The 25,378-nt window shown below is 69.0% G+C and carries 24 protein-coding genes; 9 read left to right on the top strand and 15 right to left on the bottom strand.

The window, feature by feature from the left end; translation table 11 throughout:
- Positions 1-72: 72 nt before the first annotated feature.
- Both GBO37_RS08930 and GBO37_RS08925 read right to left on the bottom strand, forming a co-directional pair.
- Complete coding sequence (locus GBO37_RS08930; protein ID WP_252928498.1) at positions 73-1,053, bottom strand: bile acid:sodium symporter family protein; 981 nt, start codon at positions 1,051-1,053, stop codon at positions 73-75.
- A gap of 10 nt (positions 1,054-1,063) precedes the next feature.
- Complete coding sequence (locus tag GBO37_RS08925; RefSeq protein WP_252928496.1) at positions 1,064-2,641, bottom strand: gamma-glutamyltransferase family protein; 1,578 nt, start codon at positions 2,639-2,641, stop codon at positions 1,064-1,066.
- 92 nt (positions 2,642-2,733) lie between these two features.
- On the opposite strand from GBO37_RS08925, the gene GBO37_RS08920 reads away from it, so the two are divergent.
- A complete protein-coding gene (locus GBO37_RS08920) occupies positions 2,734-3,369 on the top strand; it encodes a GntR family transcriptional regulator (protein ID WP_252928495.1) in 636 nt (211 codons plus the stop codon).
- Between the two features lie 3 nt (positions 3,370-3,372).
- On the opposite strand, the gene GBO37_RS08915 is transcribed toward GBO37_RS08920, so the two are convergent.
- Both GBO37_RS08915 and GBO37_RS08910 read right to left on the bottom strand, forming a co-directional pair.
- On the bottom strand, positions 3,373-6,441 hold the full coding sequence (locus GBO37_RS08915) for an efflux RND transporter permease subunit (RefSeq protein WP_252928494.1): 3,069 nt from the start codon (positions 6,439-6,441) through the stop codon (positions 3,373-3,375).
- Positions 6,438-7,547: an efflux RND transporter periplasmic adaptor subunit gene (locus tag GBO37_RS08910; RefSeq protein ID WP_252928493.1), complete on the bottom strand. Its 1,110-nt coding sequence runs from the start codon at positions 7,545-7,547 to the stop codon at positions 6,438-6,440. The genes GBO37_RS08915 and GBO37_RS08910 overlap by 4 nt, the downstream gene beginning before the upstream one ends.
- A 185-nt stretch (positions 7,548-7,732) precedes the next feature.
- Between GBO37_RS08910 and GBO37_RS08905 the strand changes: the two genes are divergently transcribed.
- On the top strand, positions 7,733-8,515 hold the full coding sequence (locus GBO37_RS08905; protein WP_252928492.1) for an inositol monophosphatase family protein: 783 nt from the start codon (positions 7,733-7,735) through the stop codon (positions 8,513-8,515).
- Here the strand turns inward: GBO37_RS08905 and GBO37_RS08900 are convergent.
- Complete coding sequence (locus GBO37_RS08900; protein ID WP_194885715.1) at positions 8,512-9,243, bottom strand: FkbM family methyltransferase; 732 nt, start codon at positions 9,241-9,243, stop codon at positions 8,512-8,514. The genes GBO37_RS08905 and GBO37_RS08900 overlap by 4 nt on opposite strands.
- 195 nt (positions 9,244-9,438) lie before the next feature.
- Here GBO37_RS08900 and ribA point away from each other — a divergent pair, with 195 nt between their 5' ends.
- The 5 genes from ribA to GBO37_RS08875 are packed head-to-tail and all read left to right on the top strand — an operon-like array spanning position 9,439 to position 13,552.
- Entirely contained in the window at positions 9,439-10,575 is a 1,137-nt protein-coding gene (gene ribA / locus GBO37_RS08895) for a GTP cyclohydrolase II (protein WP_371927529.1), read from the top strand.
- Positions 10,572-11,516: a zinc-binding alcohol dehydrogenase gene (locus GBO37_RS08890; protein ID WP_252928491.1), complete on the top strand. Its 945-nt coding sequence runs from the start codon at positions 10,572-10,574 to the stop codon at positions 11,514-11,516. Before ribA ends, GBO37_RS08890 begins: the two co-directional genes overlap by 4 nt.
- 13 nt (positions 11,517-11,529) lie before the next feature.
- Complete coding sequence (locus tag GBO37_RS08885) at positions 11,530-11,925, top strand: 6-carboxytetrahydropterin synthase (protein WP_252928490.1); 396 nt, start codon at positions 11,530-11,532, stop codon at positions 11,923-11,925.
- 2 nt (positions 11,926-11,927) lie between these two features.
- Positions 11,928-12,701: a trans-aconitate 2-methyltransferase gene (locus tag GBO37_RS08880; protein ID WP_252928489.1), complete on the top strand. Its 774-nt coding sequence runs from the start codon at positions 11,928-11,930 to the stop codon at positions 12,699-12,701.
- Between the two features lie 20 nt (positions 12,702-12,721).
- Complete coding sequence (locus GBO37_RS08875; RefSeq protein WP_139598340.1) at positions 12,722-13,552, top strand: RibD family protein; 831 nt, start codon at positions 12,722-12,724, stop codon at positions 13,550-13,552.
- Here the strand turns inward: GBO37_RS08875 and GBO37_RS08870 are convergent.
- Both GBO37_RS08870 and GBO37_RS08865 read right to left on the bottom strand, forming a co-directional pair.
- A complete protein-coding gene (locus tag GBO37_RS08870) occupies positions 13,536-14,681 on the bottom strand; it encodes a CaiB/BaiF CoA-transferase family protein (RefSeq protein ID WP_252928488.1) in 1,146 nt (381 codons plus the stop codon). The two genes, GBO37_RS08875 and GBO37_RS08870, sit on opposite strands and share 17 nt — an antisense overlap.
- Entirely contained in the window at positions 14,674-15,882 is a 1,209-nt protein-coding gene (locus tag GBO37_RS08865; RefSeq protein ID WP_252928487.1) for an acyl-CoA dehydrogenase, read from the bottom strand. The genes GBO37_RS08870 and GBO37_RS08865 overlap by 8 nt, the downstream gene beginning before the upstream one ends.
- A 106-nt stretch (positions 15,883-15,988) precedes the next feature.
- On the opposite strand from GBO37_RS08865, the gene GBO37_RS08860 reads away from it, so the two are divergent.
- A complete protein-coding gene (locus tag GBO37_RS08860) occupies positions 15,989-16,879 on the top strand; it encodes a LysR substrate-binding domain-containing protein (protein ID WP_252928484.1) in 891 nt (296 codons plus the stop codon).
- On the opposite strand, the gene GBO37_RS08855 is transcribed toward GBO37_RS08860, so the two are convergent.
- Genes GBO37_RS08855 through GBO37_RS08825 form a run of 7 tightly spaced genes read right to left on the bottom strand, consistent with a single transcriptional unit; the run spans position 16,866 to position 23,976 of the window.
- Positions 16,866-17,336: a RidA family protein gene (locus GBO37_RS08855; RefSeq protein ID WP_252928482.1), complete on the bottom strand. Its 471-nt coding sequence runs from the start codon at positions 17,334-17,336 to the stop codon at positions 16,866-16,868. The two genes, GBO37_RS08860 and GBO37_RS08855, sit on opposite strands and share 14 nt — an antisense overlap.
- Positions 17,333-18,502: an amidase gene (locus GBO37_RS08850; RefSeq protein ID WP_252928480.1), complete on the bottom strand. Its 1,170-nt coding sequence runs from the start codon at positions 18,500-18,502 to the stop codon at positions 17,333-17,335. Before GBO37_RS08850 ends, GBO37_RS08855 begins: the two co-directional genes overlap by 4 nt.
- 3 nt (positions 18,503-18,505) lie before the next feature.
- Complete coding sequence (locus GBO37_RS08845; RefSeq protein ID WP_252928477.1) at positions 18,506-19,483, bottom strand: ABC transporter ATP-binding protein; 978 nt, start codon at positions 19,481-19,483, stop codon at positions 18,506-18,508.
- Positions 19,480-20,493 carry an ABC transporter ATP-binding protein gene (locus tag GBO37_RS08840; protein ID WP_252928476.1) on the bottom strand — a complete coding sequence of 338 codons (1,014 nt, stop codon included), beginning with the start codon at positions 20,491-20,493 and terminating at the stop codon, positions 19,480-19,482. The genes GBO37_RS08845 and GBO37_RS08840 overlap by 4 nt, the downstream gene beginning before the upstream one ends.
- Positions 20,480-21,361 carry an ABC transporter permease gene (locus tag GBO37_RS08835; RefSeq protein WP_252928473.1) on the bottom strand — a complete coding sequence of 294 codons (882 nt, stop codon included), beginning with the start codon at positions 21,359-21,361 and terminating at the stop codon, positions 20,480-20,482. The genes GBO37_RS08840 and GBO37_RS08835 overlap by 14 nt, the downstream gene beginning before the upstream one ends.
- A 4-nt stretch (positions 21,362-21,365) precedes the next feature.
- Entirely contained in the window at positions 21,366-22,319 is a 954-nt protein-coding gene (locus GBO37_RS08830) for an ABC transporter permease subunit (protein WP_252928471.1), read from the bottom strand.
- 52 nt (positions 22,320-22,371) lie between these two features.
- On the bottom strand, positions 22,372-23,976 hold the full coding sequence (locus tag GBO37_RS08825) for an ABC transporter substrate-binding protein (RefSeq protein ID WP_341872748.1): 1,605 nt from the start codon (positions 23,974-23,976) through the stop codon (positions 22,372-22,374).
- 235 nt (positions 23,977-24,211) lie between these two features.
- Between GBO37_RS08825 and GBO37_RS08820 the strand changes: the two genes are divergently transcribed.
- Positions 24,212-24,826 (top strand): aspartate/glutamate racemase family protein, encoded by a 615-nt coding sequence (locus GBO37_RS08820; protein WP_127898826.1) that lies wholly within the window; start codon positions 24,212-24,214, stop codon positions 24,824-24,826.
- A gap of 2 nt (positions 24,827-24,828) precedes the next feature.
- Here the strand turns inward: GBO37_RS08820 and GBO37_RS08815 are convergent.
- On the bottom strand, positions 24,829-25,378 hold a 550-nt coding region (locus tag GBO37_RS08815), incomplete at its 5' end, for an ATP-binding protein (RefSeq protein ID WP_371927528.1).

The raw sequence follows: 25,378 nt of genomic DNA, 5'->3' as shown, positions 1-25,378 counted from the left end.
GGCTCCTTGGACCGCGGTGCTGGGTCCAAGGCAACGTGGGCCGGGCAACCCGGTTCCCATGTCTTTTCGTCCTTACGCCACCAAGGCCGTGGCGTTCCGCCGCGCCCGGTTCTGCGCGATCATCGCGCAGATCAGCAGCTGTGCCATGTGATAGACCAGGACGGGCAGGACGGTGGCCCCGACCGTCTCGGCCGGGAACAGCGCGGTGGCGATGGGCAGGCCCGTCGCAAGGCTCTTGGTGGACCCGCAGAAGAACAGCACGATCCGGTCCTCCAGCGGCAGGCCGAAGGCGCGGCCCGCCCCGGCCATCATTCCGAAAACGCAGGCCAGCAGCACCAGCATGACCGCGATCAGCGCGATCAGGGCGGTCGGCGGGATCGACGCCCACAGGCCCGACACCGTGCCCGCACTGAAGGCCGAATAGACGATCAGCAGGATCGCGCCCCGGTCCACGACCAGGGTCAGCGTCTTGCGGTTGCGCACGAACGCCCCCACCCACGGGCGCAGGACCTGGCCCAGGACGAAGGGCAGCAGGATCTGCGTGCCGATGCGCAGCACGGCGTCCAGGCTGACGCCGCCCTCTCCGGTCTTCAACAGCACCGCGACCAGCGCCGGGGTCAGCGCCACGCCGACCAGGTTCGACAGCGACGCCGCACAGATCGCCGCGGGGACGTTGCCACCTGCCATCGACACGAAGGCGATCGAGCTTTGGATCGTCGAGGGCAGCACCGCCAGGAACACCAGCCCCAGCGTGACCTGCGGTCCCAGCAGATCGCCGAAGATCAGCGCGAATGCCATGCCCAGCACCGGGATCATCAGATAGGTCGCGGCGAATGTCAGTCCCTGCAGGCGCCAGTTCAGCATCCCCGCCTTGACCGAAGCCGGATCCAGCTTGGCCCCGTACAGAAAGAACAGCAGCGCCACCGCCCAATAGGTTACCTGACCCAGGGCGTCGGCCGCCACGCCCCGCGCCGGCAGCACCAGGCCCACCATGACGGTGCCCAGCAGCATCAGCATGTAGCTGTCGATTCCGATGCGTTTCAGAAAGCCCATGTCCGTCTCCTTACAGGCCGATGGCCATGCCGTCCTTGCGGCTGTCCGACCCGCCTTCCAGCAGGCCGTCGCCGATGCGGATCGCCTGCGCCCCGCCCATCGGGCCGGTCAGGCGCTTGATGACATGGCCGCGCGCAGCCAGGTCGTCGCAGATGTCCTGCGGCAGGGTCGGTTCCACCTGCAGCACGCCGTCGGTGGCAAAGGTCCGCGGCTCGTCTATGGCCGCTTGCAGCGACAGGCCGCGGTCGATCACCGCCGACAGGAAGGCCGCGTGGCCCGCCGCCTGGTACTGTCCGCCCATCACGCCGAAGGGCATGACCGTGCGGCCGCCCTGGGTCACCATGCCGGGAATGATCGTGTGCATCGGGCGCTTGCGCGGGCCGATCGCGTTCGGATGGCCGGGGATCAGACGGAACGACGCACCGCGGCTTTGGAACAGTACGCCGGTCGCGGGGTCCAGCCGCCCCGACCCGAAGCCGTGGAAGATCGAATTGATGAAGGACACCGCATTCCCCGCGGCGTCCACGACGCACAGATAGATGGTGTCCTTGTGCTCGGGCTCGTCCCACAGGGCCGGGGCTTGGGCGCGGGCCATGTCGATGCGGGCGCGCAGGGCCGCGATGGCGGCCTCCGACATCAGTGCCTCGGTCAGCCCGGCGCAATGATCGGGATCGCCCAGCAGTTCGTCGCGGTGATGATAGGCAAGCTTCGTCGCCTCGGCCTGGACATGGATGCGGTCGGCCACGGACAGCGCGGCCATGTCGAACCCCTCGATGATCTTCAGGATCAACAGCGCGGCCAGCCCCTGTCCGTTCGGCGGGCATTCATGGACGTCGAACCCGCGATAGCGGGCGCTGATCGGTTCGACCCATTCGGCGCCGTCGGTGGCATCCGCGAAATCCTGCTGGGTGTGCAGCCCGCCCAGGGATCGCAGATGCGCGACCATGCGTGCCGCGGTGTCGCCCTGATAGAACGCGGCCGGACCATGGGCCGCGATCTCCTCCAGGCGGTCGGCCAGCAGGGGTTGGGCAAAGCGGGCGCCGGCATCCGGGACAGGCAGGAAATGCGCCGCCGCATGCGGATCGCCTGCGACGGTGGCCTGCCCTTCGGCCCAGTCCTGCGCGACGCGGGGGGTGACGGGAAACCCGTCGCGGCCATAACCGATCGCGTCGCGGAACAGGCGTGACAGCGGCAGGCGGCCCAGATCGGCATGCAGGCGGCACCACGCGGAGATTGCGCCGGGCACGGTCACCGCATGCGCGCTGGTCTGGGGAATGGTGTCGGTCAGACCCGCGGCCTGCAGCGCCTCGACCGTCGCCGCGGCGGGGGCGCGGCCCGACCCGTTCAGTGCGCGCACCGGCCCGTTTGCCGGCGCATAAAGCGCAAAGCAGTCGCCGCCGATCCCAGTCATCAACGGGTCGACGACCGCCTGCACCGCGCTGGCGGCGATGGCGGCGTCGCCCGCGTTCCCGCCCTCGGCCAGGATGGCCAGTCCCGCCGCGCTGGCCAGCGGGTGCGAGGCGGCGACCATCGCGCGACCGGCAAGGGTGGACGGCCTGCGGCCCGACAGGAAATCGAATGCAGTCATGGAAGAGGCTCTCCGGCGAGGAATCACATGGTCAAGCGGCTGTGGTATGTATACATGTGGCAGGCACAGGAATACAATTGACGGAATTCCCGATGCCTGCCATCCGTTCGGCCGATCAGATCCACGATGCGCTTTCCGCGCAGATCATCGCGGGCACGCTGCGCCCCGGCGACCCGTTGGGAGAGACGACCCTTGCCGCGCGGTTCGGCCTGTCCCGGACCCCGGTGCGCGAGGCGTTGCAGCGGCTGGCCGCCGAAGGGCTGGTGGAACGCGGCCCCCGCCGGGCGTTCCTAGTGCGTCGCATGGGCAGCGACGCCCTGCGCCACCTGTTCGAGGCCCTGGCGGAACTGGAGGCGCTGTGTGCCAGCCTGTCCGCGCTGCGGATGACCCCGACCGACCATGCGCTGCTGGCGGGCATCCTGGACCGCGACGACCTGCCCGGCGCGGATTACGCCCAAGCCAACATGCGCTTTCACGAGGCCTTGCGCCAAGGCGCGGGAAACGCCGTGCTGGCCGACCTGCTGGCCGACCTGAACCGGCGCAGCCTGCCGTGGCGCAACGCGCAGTTTCAGGTCCGCGCGGCGCGCATAGAAACCTCGCGGGCGGAACATCGCGCGATCCTGGGGGCGATCACGGCGCGCGACGCGGATCGCGCGGCTGACCTGATGCGGGCGCATATGGGCACCTCGCTTGGCGTCATCCTGGAGATGATCGCGGGGCGGGACTGACCGCTATTCCGCGGGCTGAGGATCGGTTGCGGGCACGTCCCGGCGCCCGATCCGTTCGATCAGCACATAGATCACCGGCGTCAGCAGCAGCGTCAGCACGAAGGCCAGCGACAGCCCGCCCACGATGACCGCACCGATGGCGCGGCGGCTTTCCGCCCCCGCCCCCGTCGCGGTCGCCAGGGGCACGGCTCCCAGGATCGTGGCGATGGTCGTCATCAGCACGGGCCGCAGGCGTGTCACCGCCCCCTCGCGCGCCGCGGTGACCAGATCGCGGCCCTCCTCGCGCAGCTGGTTGGCGAACTCGACGATCAGGATGCCGTTCTTGGCCATGATCCCGATCAGCAGAATCATCCCCACCTGTGAAAAGATGTTCACCGACGCCCCCGTCAGCAGCAGCGTCGCCACCGCCCCCGCAAGGCCCAGGGGCACCGTCAGCATGATCGTCAGCGGTGTGCGAAAGCTCTCGAACTGCGCCGCCAGCACTAGGAACACGATCAGCAGCGCCATTCCGAAGACGGTCGCGACGCCGCCCTGGTTTTCCTGGTAATCCGCCGCCTGACCGCGCCAGACCAGCAGAGCGCCCGCCGGCAGCTCGGCCGCGGCCTGTTCGACAAGGGTGATGGCGCGGGCCAGGTCGGTCCCCTCGACCAGATCGGCCTCGGTGTTGACCGAAATCAGGCGGTCGTTCCGCGCGATCGACGGGACCGTGGCCCCGGTCGTGACGTCGGCAAAGGCCGACAGCGGGATCAGGTCGCCGCGCGTGTTGCGGATCAGCACCGACAGCATGTCCTGAACGCTGTCGCGGTCTTCGGGGGCCGCCTGCAGGATGACCGGGTACTGGCGGCCGTCGCTGGTGTATTCACCGACGGTGCGGGACGCGAACAGCACCTGCAGGGTCTGGGCCACGGTTTCGCTGTCCAGGCCAAGGTCCTGGGCGCGGGTGCGGTCGATGTCCAGCGACGCGCCCGGCAGGTTGGCCGCGTAATCGACCTCGATCCCGGACAGGCCCGGCGCATCGGCCAGTCGGGCGGCCACGTCCTCGGCCCAAGCGGCGGCGCGGTCCAGGTCCGGCCCGCCGATGGACCAGCTGATGCTTCCGCTGCCGCCGCCAAGGCCCAGGCCACCCGACGGGCGGATCGAGGTCGACACCTCGGTCATCGCAGACAGTTGCGGGCGCAGGTCGGCCATGACCTCCTCCACGCTGACATCGCGGCCGTCCCATGGCGACAGGTTGACGAACAGCAGCGCACGGCGCGCATTCGCGCCAAGCCCGACGATGGCGGTGACGTTTTCCACGATGCCCTGATCGCGCAGCGGCTGGATCATCGCCTCAACCTTCCGGGTCGCCGCGTCGGTATATTCCAGGTTCGACCCCTGGGGCGCGTTCAGAATGATGCGGAAGCTGCCGCGATCCTCGTCCGGGGTCAGCTGGCGCGGTAGCGCCTGATAGACGGACACCGCCCCCGCGACCAGGAAGGCCGTGCCCGCCAGAATGACCACGGGCCGCGCGATCAGCACCCGCAGGATGCGGTCATAGCCGCGTTCCAGCCAGACGATGGCCCGGTTCATTGTGCGGGTCAGCAGGTTCGGACGATCCTCGCGCGGCATCACCCGCGCGGCCAGCACCGGTGACAGGGTCAGCGCGACAAGGCCCGACACGGCCACCGCAATGGCCAGCACGATGCCGAATTCCGCGAACAGCTGGCCCAGTTCCCCGTCCATGAAACTGACGGGGACAAAGACAGCAATCAGCACGGCGGTGGTGGCGATGACGGCAAAGCTGACCTGCCCCGCGCCCTGCCGCGCGGCCTCGGCCCGCGACTTGCCCATGGCGCGGTGGCGCTGAATGTTCTCAAGCACGACGATGGCGTCGTCGACGACCAGGCCGATCGCCAGGATCAACGCAAACAGCGTCAGGATGTTGATCGTGAACCCCAGGGCCAGCATCCCCAATGCGGCGCCCAAGGCCGATACCGGGATGGTCACGATGGGCACCAGCGACAGCCGCAGCGACCCCAGGAACAGGAAGATCACCGCCGTGACCAGGGCCACAGCCTCTAGGAACACCTTAAGGACCTGTTCGATCGAGCTTTCGATGAACACCGCCTCGTCCGTGGTGATGGTCAGCGCCATGCCGTCGGGCAGGGTGTCGCGGATGCGGTCCAGTTCCGCCCGGACGGCGGTCGAGATGGCGACGGTGTTCGACTGCGCCTGCGGCTGGACGCCCAGGCCCAGGGCCACGGTGCCGTTGGCGCGATAGATGGTGGTGGTGTCCTCGGCCCCCTCCTCGATCCGCGCGACGTCGCCAAGGCGCAGGGGGCGCCCGCCCTCGTCGCGCAGCACGACTTGGCGGAACACGTCGGCCGAGGTAAAGCGCGTCTGCGCCAGCACCTGCAGCTGTCGGGCGTTCGTCTCGATCTGGCCCGCGGGCAGTTCGACGTTGTTGGCCTGCAGCGCGCCGATGATGTCGCTGGTGGTGATGCCATAGGCGGCCATGCGCGACTGATCCAGCCAGATGCGCATCGACGGCGCGCGCTCGCCAAAGATCTGCGCATTGGCCACGCCGGGCAGGCGCGCCAGGCGATCGGTGATGAAGCGGCTGGCGTAATCGGACAGTTCCAGCGGCGTCATCGACGGGCTGGACAGGGCCAGCCGGATCACCGGGTCGCCCTCGTCGTCGTTCTTTTCCACGCGGGGCGTGTCCGCCCCGTCGGGCAGGTCGTTCAGCACCCGTTCGACGGCGGCGCGCACGTCGTTGGCGGCGCTGTCGATGTCGCGTCCCGGATCGAATGTCAGCACGCTGCGCATCCGTCCCCGGTCAGAGCTGGTGCGCATGGCGGTCACGCCGCTGACCCCGGCCAGCGCGCCCTCGATCACCGTGGCCAGCTGGTTATCGACCACATCGGGCGCGGCGCCGGTATAGTTCACGCGGACGCTGACCTCGGCCGCCTCGACCGAGGGCAGCTCGCGGACCGGCAGGCGGGTGATGGCCACCGCCCCGATCAGCACGATCAGCAGGTTGATGACGGTTGCGAAGACCGGGCGGCGCAGGGCGAAATCGGGGACGCTCATCCGTCGGCTCCGACCAGGGGTTCGGCGGCGGCGGTCCGGTCGGGACGCGGCGTGGCGGTGACGATGGTGCCGGCGTCGACGCGGTGCAGGTTCGACACGATGATCTGGGTGCCCAGGTCCAGACCCGCCAGGACCTCGACCAGGCCGTCGGATTGCTGGCCCACCTGGATGTCGGCCCAGGCCGCCTCGTTCCCCTTCACGATCAGGACGCGCTGGACATCGCCCTCGACGCTCAGCGCGGATTCGGGGACCGCGGGGCGTTCGCGCTGATCCAGGACCAGCTCGACCTGCAGGAACATCCCGCCGGTCAGGGCGCGGTCGGGGTTCGGCATCTGCGCGCGCAGCGCGATCGACCGCGTGGCGGCATCGACCCGCGTGTCGATCAGGCTGATCGTCGCGTTGAAGACCCGGTCGGGCCAGGCCGAGGACCGCAGCTGGACCCCCTGCCCGACCGCAAGGCGCGGCAACAGCGTCTCGGGCACGCCGAAATCCACCTCGATCACCTCCAGGTCGTCCAGCGTGGCGATGGGGGTGCCACTGTCCAGCATCTGCCCCTCGACCAGGTCGGTCAGGCCGATGACGCCGGAAAACGGGGCGCGCAGCAGACGGTTCTCCAACAGGACCTGGGCGCGGTCGCGTTCGGCCTGGGCGCGCAGCTGGGCCGCGCGGGCGGTCTGAAAGGCGGCGTCCGACGACGATCCGCTGGCATTCAGCTGTTCCTGGCGGGCAAAGGCGGCGTCGGCCTCGGCTAGGGTCGCCTCGGCGGCGGCCAGATCGGCCTGTTCGGCGCGGTCGTCCAGTTCCAGCAGGACATCGCCGCGTTCGACCTGCGCGCCGGGGCGAAAGGCGATGCGGGTGATGCGGCCGCTCGCCTCGGGCATCAGTTCGACCGCGCTGCGGGCACGCGCGGTGCCGACGGCGCGGAAGCTGTCGACGAACCGCGCGGTCTGGACGGCCACGGTCTCGACCGGCACCGCCTCTCCGGCGCCGTCGGACGGGCGGCGGGCCTGTTCGGGTTCGCTCAGCAGACGGTCCGACAGCGTCATGCCCCCGGCGGCCGCGGCGATGATCACGATGGCGCCGATGGTTGCCTTGACGAAGCGCATGGTCTGTATTCTCCCGTGACGGGCCTGGGGTCGGTCGGCCTCCTGCCGCCCTTGTCGCCGGGCGGTGCTGCGCGCAGATTGCCCCTTGGTGCGCATCGTGCAACTGATAATCCCGTGTAGGGGGCCCGATACGCCCCCGTTGCCTCCGCAGGGGGCATGCGGCCCGCCCCCTGAAAGGATCCCCGATGGGTACCACCGACGACCTGACCCTGGCGATCGACGCCGCCCATGCAGCCGGAGCGCTGCTGCAGGCGCATTGGAACGACCGCGATCTGCTGACCATCGACGCCAAGCGTCAGGGCGACTTCGTGTCGCAGGCCGACCACCAGTCCGAGGCGCTGCTGCGCGACCGCCTGCTGGGCGCCAACCCCGACGACGGCTGGCTGGGCGAGGAGACCGATGCCCGTCCCGGCCGGCGCCGTTGGATCGTGGACCCCCTGGACGGCACGACGAACTTTCTGCGCGGGATCGCGCATTGGGCGGTGTCCATCGCGCTGGAACAGGACGGGCAGCTGGTGCTGGGCGTGGTCCACGACCCGCTAAAGGCAGAAACGTTCAGCGCCATGACAGGGTCGGGGCTGCAGCTGAACGGGCGCCGCCTGGACCCCGCCGCGCCGCCGGGCTTTGACGCGGCGCTGTTCGGGACGGGCCTGCCGTTCGGCAACATGCCTTACATCGACGATCACGCGGCCGACCTGGCGCGGGTGCTGCCGGGCACAGCGGGGGTGCGCCGGATGGGTGCCGCGGCGCTGGATCTGGCCTATGTGGCGGCCGGGCGGCTGGACGGGTTCTGGGAACGCCGCCTGCGTCCCTGGGACATCAGTGCCGGTCTGGTCCTGGTCCGCGAGGCCGGGATGCGGGTCGAAGGCTGGACCCCCGACGAACGCCCCGAGGAGACGGGGACCGTCATCACCGCCCCGGTGCCGATCTTCGACCGACTGGCCGCGGCGCTGCGTGCGGACCGCTAGGCCAGCCGCGCGTAAAGATCGCCCGACCCGCCCTGCGGGTCGAGGCCCTTCAGCCAGGCGCGCACGGCATCCGCGTCGCGCCAGTCGTCCCACAGGAACCCGCCCGCCTCGCCGGTCACCGGATTGAAGCGGTAGAGGCCCAGATCCTGCAGCCGGTCGATCACCGCCAGCGTCCGGTCGCGGAACGCCGGCAGGTATTCGACCGATAGCATCGGCAGCGGCTGGCCCAGCCCGGACAGCACGTCCAGTTCGAACCCCTCGACGTCGATCTTGACGAAATCGGGCAGGCCATGCGCCGCGATCAGCGCGTCCATGGTGGTCATCCGCACCTCTTGGCTGCGGTCCCACCGGACATGCTCGAAGCCGGGGGCAGCGGCCGCCTCGGCCGCAAAGCTGGTGCTCAGCGACGACACCGTCGGATGCAGCGACGACACCGCCATGCGGGCCACCGTCTCCGTCGGGCCCACGGCCTGCTGCACCAGCACGATGTCGCGCGGCAGGCTGCGGCGCAGAAAGCCCGCGAACGGCTCCTGCGGTTCGCAGGCCACGACCCTCGCCCCGGCGGCCCGCATGGCGCGCGCCCGGCTGCCCACATGCGCGCCGATGTCGAAGGCCAGATCGCCCGGTTGCAGCAGCCCGCCATAGAACGCCCGCAGCTGCCTGCGCCGCAGCGGGTTGTAGTAGATGGCAAGTGACCGGATCAGCCCCAGATAGGCACGCAGTTGCATCGGGTATCCTCAGGTTTGAACGGTCGCAGCCTAGGGCCATCGGCGGCCCGCGTCCAGAAAACCGGGGCGTGCCGAAACGCCGCGCGAAACTTTGCGACATTCTGCCACAACGCCGCAACCTTTGCGGAACTGCTACGTGTTTCAAGACGTTGCGACTTGCGTGACACCTCAATTTGCAGGGACGAAGGTTGACCAATGCACGGATTTCCCCCGACCACCCCCGCTGCGCTTTCGGTCACCGCGACCGGTGATCCGCTGGCGCTGCGCACGGCCGAACGGGTTGCGCGCATGGTCTCCGACCTCAGGCTTGGCCTGCCGGTCGTGCTGCTGGGCGAGCCCGCCGCGGCGCTGATCCTGCCGGTCGAAACGCTGTCGCCGGAACGGTTCGCGGCCCTTGGTTCCGGGGGCGAACTGGTGCTGACGGCCCGTCGCGCGGACGCCCTGCGCCATCGTCCCCACGAGGGTGAGGTCGCCCTGATCCCGGTTCCCGCCGGCGCGCGTCTGGACTGGATCCAGGCGCTGGCCGATCCGTCACGCCAGATGCCCGCATCGGCCGCCGTGCCCCAGGCACCGCAGCACGCCCCCGCCCCGCTGCACCGCGCCGCCATCCGTCTGGTCAAGGCGGCCGAACTGCTGCCCGCCGTTCTGGTCGTGACCGGCCCCGATGTCGTCGAGACCGCCCTGCGCAACGATCTGGGCATCCTGGCCGCCGATGACGTCCTGAACCAGATCCTGCTTCCCCGCGATCCCCGCCCCGTGTCGGACGCCCGCGTGCCGATGCTGGCGGCGCGAAACGGACGGCTGCACGTGTTCCGCGCGCCCGACGGCGGCCCCGAGCATTACGCGGTCGAGGTCGGCACGCCCGATCGCAGCCAGCCGGTGCTGGTGCGCCTGCATTCCGCCTGCTTTACCGGCGACGTGCTGGGCAGCCTGAAATGCGATTGCGGCCCGCAACTGCAGGCCGCCCTGCGCGCGATGGAGGCGAACGGGACCGGCGTCCTGCTGTATCTGAACCAGGAAGGTCGTGGCATCGGCCTTGCCAACAAGATGCGCGCCTACAGCCTGCAGGATCAGGGACTGGATACGGTCGAGGCCAATCACCGCCTTGGGTTCGAGGATGACGAACGCGATTTCCGCACAGGCGCCGCGTTGCTGCGCCAGATGGGGATAGGCCGCGTGCGCCTGATGACCAACAACCCTGCCAAGATTGCCCGTCTGGACAGCGAGGGCATCGAGGTCGTGGACCGCGTCGCACTCAAGGTCGGCCGCGGCCCCGAGAACACCCGCTATCTGGACACCAAGGCACGCAAGTCGGGACATCTGCTGGCATGACGGCCCGCGCACTCTGGTGCACCGGACCGGGCGAGGCGCAGTTGCGTCCCGCGCAGGTCGGCGACGGCACCCATGTCCGCAGCCTGTTTTCCGGCATCAGCCGGGGCACGGAACGGTTGGTCCTGTCGGGAAAGGTACCGTCCAGCGAACATGACCGCATGCGCGCGCCATTCCAGGAAGGCGACTTTCCGTTTCCGGTCAAGTACGGCTATGCCAATGTCGGTCAGGCAACCGACGGGGCGCTTGCCGGTCGCATGGTCTTTTCGCTGTTCCCCCACCAGACCGAATTTCGTCTGCCGGAGGATGCGCTGATCCCGCTGCCCGACGGGTTGCCGCCGGAACGCGCGATCATGGCCGCGAACATGGAGACCGCGCTGAACATCCTGTGGGACAGCGGCGCGGGCGCGGGTGACCGCATCGCCGTGGTCGGTGGTGGGCTGGTGGGGCTGCTGACGGCCTCTTTGGCGGCGCGACTGCCGGGGGCAGAGGTCACGGTGATCGACCCCCTGCCCGAACGCGCCGCCATCGCGCGCGACCTGCGCTGCGCCTTTACAACCCCCGATGATGCCCCCGGTGATCAGGACGTGGTGATCCATACCAGCGCATCCCAAACCGGGCTGGTGCTGGCGCTGTCCTTGGCCGGGCCGCAGGCCATCATCGCCGAGGCCAGCTGGCACGGCGCCGAACAGGTGGCCCTGCCCTTGGGCGGCGCGTTCCACAGCCGTCGTCTGCGCATCGTCAGCACGCAGGTGGGCGGTATCCCGCCCGACCGTGCGCCGCGCTGGACCTATCGACGCCGCCTGACCAAGGCGCTGGACCTGCTTCGCGACGCGAGGCTGGACGCCCTGATTTCGGGGCAGACGGCCTTTGCCGACCTGCCCGACGCCTATCCCGGCATTCTGGCGGACCCCGCCACGCTGTGCCACCGCATCATCTATTGACCCTGGAGAGACCATGTTCGCCGTCGAAGTCCGAGACCACATCATGATCGCCCATTCCTTCCCCTCGCCGACCTTCGGTCCGGCGCAGGGGGTGCATGGCGCGACATTCACCGTAGACTGCGCCTTCTTCGCCGCCGAGATGGATGATGAAAGCCTGGTCGTCGACATCGGCCTTGCAACCGAAGCCCTGGCCGATACGCTGGCTCCGCTGCGCTATAAGAACTTGGACGAAATTCCTGAATTCAAAGGGAAAATGACCACGACCGAATTTCTGTGCAAGCATATCTTCGATCAGATGGCCGGCACCGTGCGGGCCGGCGGGCTGAAGGATGGCGGCCGCGTCAAGAAGCTGCGCGTCTTGCTGCACGAAAGCCACATGGCCCGCGCTTGGTACGAAGGGGATATCTGAGCATGGGGTTCTCGGCGGAATGGCTGGGCCTGCGCGAACCCGCCGATATGGCCGCCCGCGACGCGACCCTGATGGCGCAGGCTGCGGTCCTGGCCGGGCCGGACCCGGTCGTGCTGGACCTGGGCTGCGGCACCGGATCCACCCTGCGCACGCTTGGCCCGCATCTGCCGGACAATGCCCGCTGGCACCTGGTCGACAACGATTCAGCCCTGCTGGAGCGCGCGGCGACCGAGGCGCCGGGCCGCGCCACCGTCCACCAGCTGGACCTGCGCGACCTGAAGGGGCTGCCGCTGGACGGCGTGACGCTGGTCACGGCATCGGCCCTGCTGGACCTGATGCCCGCCGACTGGATCGCCGCGCTGGCCACGCGACTGGCCGATGCCGGCGTGCCGTTCTATGCGGCGCTGTCCTATGACGGCATCATGACGTGGGAGCCAGCGCTGCCGCGCGATGCGGACGTCACGCGGGCGTTCAACGACCATCAGCGCGGCGACAAGGGACTTGGCCCCGCGCTTGGGCCCGATGCGGCCGTGACCGCCACGCAGATCTTCCGTGACGCGGGCTTCGACGTCCACACCGGCCAAAGCCCGTGGCGGATCGGCCCCGATCAGGCCCCGCTGCACCGCGCGCTGGTCCAGGGCATCGCCGAGGCCGCATCCGAGACCGGCCTGTCCGTCGCCACCGATTGGGGCCGCAGCCGGATCGCCATGGCAGGCGACAGCCGTTGCCTGATCGGGCATCATGACATGCTGGCCCTGCCCCCCGGCACGGCCTGACACCCAGAGGAGGACCGCCCATGCATGCCGTCGACGTCACCCCTCGGGTCTGGGACCGGCTTCTGTCGGTCCGCACCGGTCAGGCCTGCGCCTGCTGCGGTCGGTTCAGCGCCGGCGAACGCGCGGCGCTTGACCTCTATGCGCCGGTCGCACGACGCGATCTTGGTCCGGTCACGATCGCGCAGATCGGACAGTCTCTGGACGGGCGGGTCGCGACGGCCACCGGCGATGCGCGTGATGTGTCCGGCCCCGAAGGCCTAGCCCATCTGCACCGCCTGCGCGCGCTGGTCGACGGGGTGGTGATCGGGGTCAAGACCGCGCTGCATGATCAGCCGCGCCTGACAGTACGCCTGTGCAGCGGCCACAACCCGGCGCGCATCGTTATCGACCCGCGCGGGCGGCTGCCCGACGATGCGCTTGTGCTGATGGCGGATGGTGCGCGGCGGATCATCGTCACCGGCGTAAACCGCCCCCGCGCCCCGGGGATCGAGGTGTTGCGCCTGCCCGCCCCGGACGGACGTCTGGACCCGGTGCAGGTGCTTGAAGGCCTGCGGAACATGGGCCTTGGATCGCTGCTGATCGAGGGTGGCGGCATCACCATCACCGGTTTCCTGGAGGCTGGCCTGCTGGACCGGCTGCAGGTGTCGATTGCACCGCTGATCATCGGATCGGGGCCGCAGGGGCTGACGAGCCTGTCCCCGGTGGACAAGCTGAAGGACGCGCTTCGCCCGGACACGCGCGTCTTCGGCATGGGCAGCGACATCGTCTTCGATTGCGCATTTGGCGATCAGGCGGCGCGGGCGATCCTGCCGCTGCATGCGCCGCAGCCGCTGGTCACCGCCGCCAGCTGAACGAACCCTCGCCCAATGCCGGGGCGGCACCGTCTGCCACCGTCGGGCTGCGCGACAGGGTGATGGGCGTGCGCAACCCCGCGATGCCCTCGGGCGACACGACCATGCCCCGCGCCTGCGCCTGCGGGTCGGACAGCGCCTCGGACACACGGTTGATCGGACCTGCAGGCACTCCGGCCGTGGTCAGCGCCGCGATCAGGTCGGCGCGGTCGCGCGATGTCATCGCCCGCGCCAGGGTCGCGCACAGCGCCTCGCGCCCCGCCACCCGCTGCGCATTGGTGGCCAGCGTCGGATCATCCGCCAGCGCAGGCAGGTCCAGCGCCAGGCACAGCGCGCGGAACTGACGGTCGTTCCCGCAGGCGACGATCAGATGGCCGTCCCGCGCCGGAAAGACCTGATAGGGCACGATGTTCGGATGGGCATTGCCCAACCGCGCGGGTTCGACCCCGCCCAGCAGATGGTTCGCCGCCTGATTGGCCAGCACCCCCAGCGCACAGTCGAACAGCGCCAGATCGACCTGCTGCCCCCGCCCCGACCGGGCCCGTTCCGCCAACGCCGCCTGGATGCCGATCACGCCATAGAGGCCGGTGAAGATGTCGATCCAGGCCACGCCGACCTTCTGCGGATCACCTGCAGGATCGCCGGTCAGCTCCATGATGCCGCCCATGCCCTGGATCATGAAGTCGTATCCCGGCTGGCTGGCGCGCGGCCCGGTCTGCCCGAAGCCCGTGACCGACGCATAGACCAGCCCCGGATTGCGCGCCGAAAGCGTCGCGTAATCCAGCCCGAACCGCGCCAAGCCACCCGCCTTGAAATTCTCGATCACCACATCGGCGCCGTCGATCAGCGCGCGCAGACGCTCCACATCGCCCGCATCGTTGAAGTCGCAGGTGACGCTGGTCTTGCCGCGGTTCGTGGCGTGGAAATAGGCGGCGACCGTCTCCACCGTGCCGTCGGCGCGGGGGCGGTCGATGAAGGGTGGGCCCCAACGGCGCGTGTCGTCGCCTTCGAGGGCCTCGACCTTGATGACCTCGGCGCCCAGATCGGCCAGGGTCTGGCCGATCCAGGGGCCGGCCAGGATGCGCGCCAGCTCGACGACACGCAGACCGGAGAGCGGGCCTTCAGGCAAAGGCCTGAAGCCCCGTCTGCGCGCGGCCCAGGATCAGGGCATGGACGTCATGCGTGCCCTCATAGGTGTTCACCGTCTCCAGGTTCTGGGCGTGGCGCATGACGTGATATTCGGCCTGGATACCGTTGCCGCCATGCATGTCGCGGGCCATCCGCGCGATATCCAGCGCCTTGCCGCAATTGTTGCGCTTGATGATCGAGATCATCTCGGGCGCGAAGCGGCCCTGATCCATCAGGCGACCGACGCGCAGGGACGCCTGCAGGCCCAGGGCGATCTCGGTCTGCATGTCGGCCAGCTTCTTCTGGAACAGCTGCGTCGCGGCCAGGGGGCGGTTGAACTGCTTGCGGTCCATGCCATAGCGATGCGCGCGGAACCAGCAATCCTCGGCCGCCCCCATCACGCCCCAGCTGATGCCGTAACGCGCGCGGTTCAGACAGCCGAAGGGGCCGGACATGCCGCTGACATTGGGCAGCAGCGCGTCCTCGGACACCTCGACGTTCTCCATGACGATCTCGCCGGTGATGGATGCGCGCAAGCTCAGCTTGCCGCCGATCTTCGGCGCCGACAGCCCCTTCATGCCCTTCTCCAGGACAAAGCCGCGGATCTTGCCGCCATGGGCGTCGGACTTGGCCCAGACCACGAACACATCCGCGATCGGGCTGTTCGAGATCCACATCTTGGACCCGTTCAGCACATAGCCGCCCTCGGTCTTGGTCGCGCGGGTCTTCATGCCGGCGGGGTCGGAGCCTGCATCCGGTTCGGTCAGGCCAAAGCAGCCGATCCATTCGCCCGATGCCAGCTTGGGCAGGTACTTCATCCGCTGCTCCTCCGACCCATAGGCATGGATCGGGAACATCACCAGGCTCGACTGCACCGACATCATCGACCGGTAACCGCTGTCGATCCGCTCGACCTCACGCGCGACCAGGCCGTAGGCGACATAGCCCGCGCCGACCCCGCCATATTCCTCGGGGATGGTCACGCCCAGAAGGCCGCTGGCACCCATCTCGCGAAAGATCTCGGGGTCGGTCTGCTCGGACAGATAGGCGTCGGTGACGCGCGGGGCCAGCTTGTCGGCGGCGAAGGAGGCGGCGGTATCGCGGATCATCCGTTCATCCTCCTCCAGCTGGTCGTCCAGCAGGAAGGGGTCCTCCCAGGCAAAGGCCGTGCCCTTATGATCGACGGTTGTCTTGTCCAGCATGGCGATGGGTCCTGCATGTGATGACTGTTGGACACAGGGTAACCTAGCAAGCGTCGCATGAAAAACGCTATTTCCTCATGCGTTCATGCATTCTATGAATGAACCCATGCGCCAACGCCGGTTCCTGCCCAGCCTGTCCCAACTGATCGCCTTCGAGGCGGTGATGCGCCACGGGTCCGTCACAGCCGCCGCGGACGAGCTGCACCTGACGCAAAGCACCGTCAGCCGGCTGGTCGCGTCACTGGAACGGCAGCTGGGCAAGCTCCTGTTCACCCGCGACCGCAAGCGCCTGACCCCCACCCCCGAGGCCGTGACCTATGCCGCGTCCGTCACCCAGGGGCTGGACGTGATCCAACGCGCCAGCATGGGGCTGATCGCCAATCCGGGCGGGGGGGTGCTGTCGCTGTCGGTGCTGCCGACCTTTGCCACGCGCTGGCTGGCGCCGCGGATCGGACAGTTCCTGTCGGACAATCCCGGCATCTCGATCAACCTTTCGACCAAGATCCAGCGTTTCAGCTTTGCCAGCGAAGCCTTTGACGCGGTGATCTTCTTTGGCCAGCCCGACTGGCCCGACGCGCATCACCTGCGGCTGTTCGACGAACGCCTGACGGCCTGCGCCTCGCCGCAGATGCTGGCGCATCATCCGGTGGCGCATCCCTCGGACATGGCGGGCCTGCCCCTGCTGCAGCTGGAGACGCGGCCTTCGGGCTGGTCCGCGTGGTTCGCGGCCCAGGGCGGCACGCCGCCGGCTGTGTCGGGCATGGTGATGGACCAGTTCTCGATGATGATCCAGGCGGCGATCGCGGGGCTTGGCGTGGCGCTGCTGCCCAGCTATCTGGCCCAGCCCGAGATCGACGAGGGCCGCCTGCAGCCGATCCTGCGCGCAGGCGTTCCCGGCGAGGGCGCCTATTGGCTGGCATGGCCCGACCGCCGTCAGGGTGACCCGGCCTTTGCCCGGTTTCGCACCTGGATCGAGGATCAGGTCACGGCGGGGTAAGCTCGACGATCGCCTCGACCTCGACCAGCGCATTGGCGGGCAGCGAGGCCACGTTGACCGCGGTGCGGGCATGGCGTCCCGCATCGCCCCACAGGTCGATGAACAGCTGCGACGCGCCGTTCACGACCGCCGGTCCATCACCATAGCCCGGCGGCGCGGCGACGAACCCGCCCAGCCGGATCACCTGCGACACCCGTGACAACGAGCCAGCCACCGCGCGGATCGAGAACAGCAGGTTCAGCGCGCACATCCGCGCCGCCGCCTGCCCGTCCGCCATGTCGAAGCCGGGACCGATGGGGCCGAAATACTGCGGCACCCCTTCCCATTCACAGATCTGGCCCGACAGGAACAGCAGGTTGCCGCTGACCTTGCCGGGCAGGAACAGCGCCCGCGACGGGGCGGATGGCGGCAGCGCGTGACCCAGGTCGGCCAGGCGCGTCTCTATCGGACAGGTCATGCGGCCTCCTGCGTTTGGCGGGCCATCTGGCAGGCCAGCGCGATCAGCGACAGGTCGGACCCGCGCGGCCCGATCAGCGACAGGCCGAACGGCGCACCGTCGACGGTTCCGGCGGGAAACACGACCTGCGGCAGCCGCGCCATGCCGGCCACGCACAGCAACCGCTGCGCATCGTGGCGAAAGCCGTCGAACACCGCCTGGGGCGCGTCCAGGCGGAACGGAGCGTCATGCACGACCGGGGCCAGCAAGATGCCATTCGCGCCAAGCAGGGCGTCCATGTGCCGCGCGAGTGCATCGCGCGCGGCACGGCCCTGGGCGATCTGATCGGGGGTCAGCGCGTCGGCCGCGTCGGCGCGCCCGTCGATGCCGCGCACCAGCGGCATGCGAGACGCGCGGATAAAGGGCAGGATCGTTTCCTTGGCATCCGCCATGACCGCGGTCAGGAACGTCGCATAGGCCGCATCCACCCCGTCGGGATAGACACTCACCCCGCGCGCAGGCAGATGTCCGAACCCGTCCTGCCAGACTGCGCTCGCCTCTGGCCCCAGCAGGGCCAGCATGTCGGTGGGCACCATCAGGTCCGGCGCGGTCACAGGGGCCGCATCCGCGACCAGCACGGCGGCGGCGCGGGCCAGCACCGTCCCGTCGCGCGCGAACAGCCCGCAGGCGTCGAAGCTGGGCGCCAGCGCCATCGCGCCCGCCATCGGGATCAGGCCGTGGGTCGGCCGCCACCCCCATGTCGCGCAAAAGCTGGCCGGTGCGCGGACCGAGCCGCCGGTATCCGACCCGATGGCGATGTCGGCCAGCCCGCCCGCCACCGCAACCGCCGACCCCGACGACGACCCGCCGGGAATGCGGTCCGGGGCGGCCGGGTTCACGGGCGTGCCGAAATGGGCATTCATGCCGTACATGGACCACGCCAGTTCGTCCGTGTGGACCTTGCCCACAAAGCGCGCGCCGGCATCCAGCAGGCGCTGGACGCAGGGGGCGGTGTCCGCGTGGACCGGGCTTTCCGCCAGATACAGCGGGCACCCCGCCCCGGTGCGGTATCCGGCGACGTGATAGATGTCCTTGACCGCAAGGGTCAGGCCCGACAGCGGACCGTGGTCCGCATGGGGAACCGGGACGGGCGGATAGGGCAGAAAGGCGTGCCAGGGGTCGGTCATGATCTACTCTGCGGCAAGGGTTTCGCCTGCGCGCAGGCAGGCCACGCGGCGGCGGGGGCTGGGCGTCAGGACGGGCGGCAAGGCCTGCCGGCAGGCCGGCAGCGCCATCGGACAGCGGGGCGCAAAGGAACAGCTGTCCGGCCGCACCTCCAGCGACGGAGGGGCACCGGGGATCGCGTCGAGCCGCGCGCCGCGCGCCACATCATGCAGGTTCGCGGCCAGCAGCCCCTGGGTATAGGGGTGGCGCGGGTTGCGGATGACGTCGCGCGTAGTGCCTTCCTCGACGATCTGGCCAGCATACATGACCGCGATACGTTCCGAGACTTCGACCGCCACGCCGATGTCGTGGGTGACGAAGATCACCCCCATGCCGAATTCTCGCTGCAATTCGCGCAGCAGCAGCAGGATCTGGATCTGCACGGTCGCGTCAAGCGCGGTCGTCGGCTCGTCCGCCAGCAGCAGACGCGGACGGCAGGCCAGCGCCAGCGCGATCATCACCCGCTGCCGCATGCCGCCCGACAGCTCGTGCGGATAATTGGCCAGCCGCCGTTTCGGCGACGGGATGCGCACGCGGTGCAGCATGTCCAGTGCCACGTCCATCGCGTTCTCCCGGGACAGGCCCTTGTGGCGCATCACCGTCTCGGCGATCTGCTGGCCCACGGTATAGACCGGGTCCAGCGCCAGGCCGGGGTCCTGGAACACCATCGACACGTCGCCCCCGCGATAGGACCGCAACGCCCGCCCCGACAGGGTCATGATGTCGGTCCCGTCAAAGCGGATGTCGCCCGACAGGTCGGTGCGTTTTTCCGGCAGCAGGCGCAGCAGGGTCTTCAGCGTGACGCTCTTGCCCGACCCGCTCTCGCCCAGCAGGGCCAGGGTTTCGCCCGGCATTAGGGTCAGGGACAGGTCGTTGATGGCATGGACCGTGCGCCCGCCCTTGAAACGGACGTCCAGATTGTCGATCTGCAGCAGCGGCGTCATGCGGGCACCCCCTGTCCGGCGCGCGGATGGCCGGATGCCGGGTCGTGCAGGTGACAGGCGACCCAATGCGGCGACCCGGCGACCATCGGCCCCAGGGCGGGGTGACGGGTCTTGCAGATGTCGGCTGCAAAGGCGCAGCGGGTGTGGAACCGGCAGCTCGGCGGCGGGTCGATGGGGTTGGGCGGATCGCCGGTCAGCGGCGGCTTCTGAGTGCGGTTGTCCGGGTCCATCGACGGCATCGCGGAGAACAGCGACCGGGTATAGGGATGTGCCTGTTCGGCCCAGATCATGTCGACCGGGGCCAGTTCCACGACCTCGCCCAGATACATGACCAGGATGCGGTCCGAGATATAGCGCACCACGTTCAGATCGTGGCTGATGAAGATATAGGTCAGCCCGAATTCCGCCCGCAGGTCCGACAGCAGGTTCAGGACCTGCGCCTCGACCGATTTGTCCAGCGCGCTGACGGCCTCGTCCAGGACCACGACCTTGGGCGACATGACCAGGGCGCGGGCGATGTTGATGCGCTGGCGCTGCCCCCCCGACAGTTCGTGCGGATAGCGGCCCGCAAAGCGGTCGGGGTCCAGCCCGACCCGCGCCATCAGGCGGCGCGCGCGGCCCGCCGGATCGTCCAGGCCCTGCACACGCGCGCCGAACGCGATGCTGTCCAGGATGGTCATGCGCGGGTTCAGCGAGGCATAGCTGTCCTGGAAGACCATCTGGATGTCGCGGCGCAGCGCGCGCAGGCTGATGTCGCGGCCAAGGGACTTGCCGCCCAGGTCGATGTCGCCCTCGTCCCGGTCCACCAGGCCGATCAGCAGTTTCGCCGTGGTGGACTTTCCGCAGCCGGATTCGCCGACGATGCCCAGGGTTTCCCCCGCGCGGACGTCGAAGCTGACGCCGTCCACGGCCTGGACCATGGCCTGGGTGCGGCCAAGGATGCCGCCCTTGATGGGAAAATGCTTCTTCAGGTCGCGCACGCTCAGCAGGGGTTTGTCAGTCGCGGACATTCATCGCACTCCTCAGACCGTCGCTGAGCAGATTGAGGCACAGCGAGGTGGCAAAGATCATCACCCCCGGCAGCGCCGCCAGCCACGGGTTCACATAGATGGCCGATCGCAGCGTGTTCAGCATCAGCCCCCATTCGGGTTCGGGCGGGCGCACGCCGATGCCCAGGAAGGACAGCCCCGCCGCCAGGATCATGCAGACCGATGTCAGCGAGGTCGCATAGACGAAGATCGGCGACAGCACGTTGCCGATCACATGCACCCGGATCACCGTCAGCGCATTCGCCCCCGACGCCCGCGCCGCGTCGATGTAGTCCAAGGACCGCACGCCCGATGTCACCGCCTCGGCCACGCGGGTCACGGGGGGCACGAACACGATGGTCAGCGACACCAGGCTGTTCAGCACCCCCGCGCCCAGGGCGCCCGAGATGGCGATGGCCAGCAGGACCGACGGAAAGGCAAAGAACACGTCCACGACCCGCATGATGATCGTGTTGGTGATGCCACCGACATAGCCCGCGATGATCCCAAGGGTGCCGCCGATGAAGAAGGCCAGCACCACCGGCATCAGCCCGATGAACAGCGTCAGCCGCCCGCCATGGATCAGCCGGGACAGCATGTCGCGGCCCTGTTCGTCCGTGCCCAGCAGATGCCCGGGCGTGCCGGGGGCGGCCAGGCGGTTAATCATGCTGCCCTGATAGGGGTCGGCCAGGCCCAGCCAGGGCGCGAAGACCGCCGACAGGACCAGCAGCGCCAGCACGCCTGCGCAGATCATCGACACCGGGTCGCGCCGCAGCCGCGCCAGCACGCCCGACCAGTAGCCGCGCTGCGCGGGCGGGACGGCGGGGATGGTCGTGGTCACCTGAACCATGCGCTCAGTTCCTTTTCACGCGGGGGTCGATGGCGGCCTGGGCCACATCGACGATCAGGTTCATGCCGACGAAGAACATGGCCAGCACCAGGATCGTCCCCTGCAACAGCGGCAGGTCGCGCTGAAAGATCGCGTTGGACAGAAGGAACCCCGATCCGGGCCAGTTGAACACCGTCTCGATCAGGATCGACCCGCCCAGCAGGTATCCAAGCTGCAACCCCATCACCGAAAGCGCGGTCGCGGCGGCGTTGCGGGCCACATGGCGCAGCACGTCACCCCGGCTGAGGCCCTTGGCGTAAAGCGCTGTGACGAAATCCATCGACAGGATGTCGCCCGCCAGCGCCCGGACGGTGCGTGCGACGATGCCGATGGGCACCACCGCCAGCGTCACCGCGGGCAGGACCAGGTGGCGCATATGCGCCCAGTCCCACTGCCAGTCCTGCGACCCGCCCGGCCCCGCGCCCATCGACGGCAGCCAGCCCAGATTGACCGAAAAGATGATGACCAGCACGATCCCCAGCCAATAGTTCGGCACCGACACCCCGGTGATCGACAGCGCCGTCACCGCCCGGTCCAGCGCCGTGTCGCGGAAATATCCTGCCAGGAACCCCAGGAAGATGCCGATCGGAAAGGCGATCACCGCCGCCGCCGCCGCCAGCAGCAGCGAATTGCCGACCGCGCCGAAGACCTCGTCGGCCACCGGGCGGCCCGAGGCGATCGAGCGGCCCATCTCTCCCTGCAGCAGGTTGCCGACCCAGATCAGGTATTGCACCGGCACCGGCTTGTCCAAACCGTATGCCGCGCGCATCGCGGCCTGCTGTTCGGCGGTGGCATCGACCGGCATGATAGCCGTCAGCGGATCGCCCGGCGCGATCTGCACCAGAGCGAAACAGACGACCGACACCCCGAAGGCCACCGGCAACACCAGGATCAGGCGTCGAAGGAAATAGCTGAGCACGTCATGCGTCCCTGGCTGGGCCGCACCCGCAACGGGCGCGGCCGGTTGCGGGTCAGTCGGCCATCGTTATGGACGAGAAGTTCAGGTACCAGTTCTGCGGTTGCACGAAGCCCTGTACCTTGGGCGACATGGCGCGGGGCGCCACGTCATGCGTGACCATCAGGAACAGCGCATCATCGACGAACTTTTCATGCGTGCGACGCAGGACCGCGTCCTGTTCGGCGGGGTCGAAGGTGGTCTTGATCTCCTCGAACAGGCCCTGCATGTCCTCGTCGCAGTAATGCCCCCAATTGGTGCCGTTGGGCGCCACCAGGTCGCAATCCAGGTGCCGGATGAAGCCGGTGAACGGATCCTGGATGAAATAGGTGAAGTTGATCGACTGCGATCCCTCGACCGAGGGATCGGCGGCGCCCGCGCGCCACAGGTTGATCATCTGGTTCCACTCGACGACCATGAACTCGACGTCGATCCAGGCTTGGGCCAGCGACTGCTGGATGTATTCGTTCATCGGCAGCGGCAGCATCTGGCCCGACCCGGAGGGAGAGATCAGCGCCTTGACCTTCAGCCGGTTGTCGGGGCCGAACCCGGCTTCGGTCATCAGGGCCTGCGCGGCCTCCAGGTCATAGGTGACGTCGAAATCCGGCTCTCCGAACCATTGCGACCCCGGCGGCACAAACCCCTTGGCCGGGATCATCAGCCCGCCCAGCAGCGCGCCCATCGCCTCGCGGTCGATGGCCAGGTTCGCGGCCTTGCGCACGCGGATGTCGTTCCAGGGCGACCCCTCGACCCGGCTCAGGTGCCAGGTCCAGTTATGCGGCAGCGCGTTCTGGGTGATGGCAAAGCCGTTGCCCTGCATCGCGGGAATGGTATCGGGGGCCGGCGCCTCGATCCAGTCGACCTGCCCCGACATCAGCGCGGCCGAACGTGCATTCGATTCCGGCAACGGGATCAGCACCAGCCGGTCCAGCTTGGGGATGCGCGTCTCGTCCCAGTAATCGGCAAAGGGCACCAGCTCGGCCCGTTCACGCGGGACGAAGGATTCCATCATCCACGGCCCCGTCCCTGACGGCTTGGCAGCGACCTGCTCCCAGTCCTTGCCCAACGCCTCCCAATTGGCCTTGGACGACATCATCACCCAGGCCAGCTGATAGGGCAGCGTCGCGTCCGGCTCATGCGTGATGATCTCGACCGTCAGATCGTCTACGGCGCGATAGCTGGCGATGGCGGGAATGCGCGACTTGCCCTGCGCCGATTGGCGCGGATCATACTGTTCGGCGCTTTCGTCCAGCAGCTTGTCCAGGTTCCAGACCACGTTCTCGGCATTGAACGGGCTGCCGTCGTGGAAGGTCACCCCCTCGCGCAGCGTGAAGGTCCAGCGGGTGCGGTCGGCCTCGTCGGCCTCCCATGCGGTGGCCAGGCCCGGCACCAGGCCGGACGGCCCGTCGCCCTGCGTCAGATCCCAGTTGATCAGCGCATCATAGACCGTATAGCCGATGAAGCGCAGCCCCTCGCCGCCCTGATCGGGCTGGCCGGTGGTCAGCGGGATGTCGGCGGCGGTCATGCCGATGCGCAGTGTGCCTTGGGCCATGGCCGCAGGTCCGGCCAGCACCGCCACCGAAAGCGCCAATGCGGCGATGCCTTTTCTCAGATCAAGCACGGTCGTTCTCCCTGTTGGCCGGGGTCGTTGCTGCCCCGAATTGGGATCACCTTGGACCGCCTCGGCAGGGCTGCGCAGCGGCGGGCGGCCATCACGCGGGCGTCGGTTCGCAAAAAACCTGCGCGATGCACGCCGGGCGGTCAGATTGCTGACAATTCCTGCACGCAATGTTTTCGCCATCGCGGCCGGTCTTTCGGGATGGACAGCGCATCGATAAGCGGGCCACAGGCGCGGGATGATCCTGCTGGCCAATCCCAACGCGAACCCAGTCACGACCGCGGCGATGTGCGCGATCGCGGCGCCGTGGCTGGCGGGCCTTCAGGCGTGGACGGCGCCCACAGGGCCGCAGGTGATCGTCACCCCGGACCAGCTGGACCGTGCGGCCGACGGCATCGCGGCGCTGCACCCGCCCGCGGCGTGTCGCGGCGTGATCGTCGCCGCCTTCGGCGATCCGGGCGCGGATCGGCTGGCAGCCCGCCTTGCGGTGCCGGTGATCGGCATCGGGGCCGCAGCCGCGCGGGCGGCGGCGCAAGGGGGGCGCGCCTTTGCGGTCGCGACCACCACCCCTGCCCTGCGGGACCGGATCGACGCGCTGATGCGGGGGCAGCCCGGCCGCTATCTGGGGTGTCACCTGACCGACAGCCCCGACGTGATGCGCGTTCCCGACGCGCTGGATCACGCCCTGCTGGACGCGGTGATGCGGGCCGCGGCAGCCGGTGCCGAGGCGGTGATCATCGGTGGCGGCCCATTGGCGCAAGCGGCGGTCCGGCTGGCGCCCCTGTCCCCCGTGCCGCTGATCCAGCCCGTACCCGAGGCCGCGCGCGCGATGGCCCGGCTGCTGGCCCGCTGAGGTTACAGGTCCTCGATCCGGACATGTGCGCGGGTGCCGCCCAGGGACTGGAACGCCCGCTGGCGGCAGGTCAGGACCAGCACCTGCTGATCGGTGGCGACGCGGTGCAGGGCGGTGAACATCGCCTCGATCCGGTCGTCATCGGTGTGGACCAGCGCATCGTCCAGGATCACCGGGACCGACCGCCCGGCCTGCGCGAACAGGCGCGCAAAGGCCAGCCGCGTCAGGATCGCCACCTGTTCGCGCGTGCCGCCCGACAGGATGTCCAGCGGTTCGGCCTGTCCGTCACGGGTCAGCGCATGGGGCAGCAGGGTCTGGTCGTCGATCTGCAGCGCCGCGCCGGGATGCAGGATCGACAACAGCGGCTGCAGCTCGCGCACCACCGGCTTGAAATAGGCATCGCGCTGGCGCGTGCGCGCCTGCTCCAGCGTGTCGCGCAAGCGCGTCAGGGCGGCCATCTCGGCGGCGTAACGGTCGGCGCGGGCCTGGGCCTCGGCGCGCTGGCCGGACAGTTCGTCCAGCGTTTCCTCGATCCCCTCCTCGGCCAACAGC

Source organism: Paracoccus sp. 08, assembly GCF_024105395.1.
GTDB lineage: Bacteria > Pseudomonadota > Alphaproteobacteria > Rhodobacterales > Rhodobacteraceae > Paracoccus > Paracoccus marcusii.
This window is presented reverse-complemented; position numbering and strand designations above follow the sequence as displayed.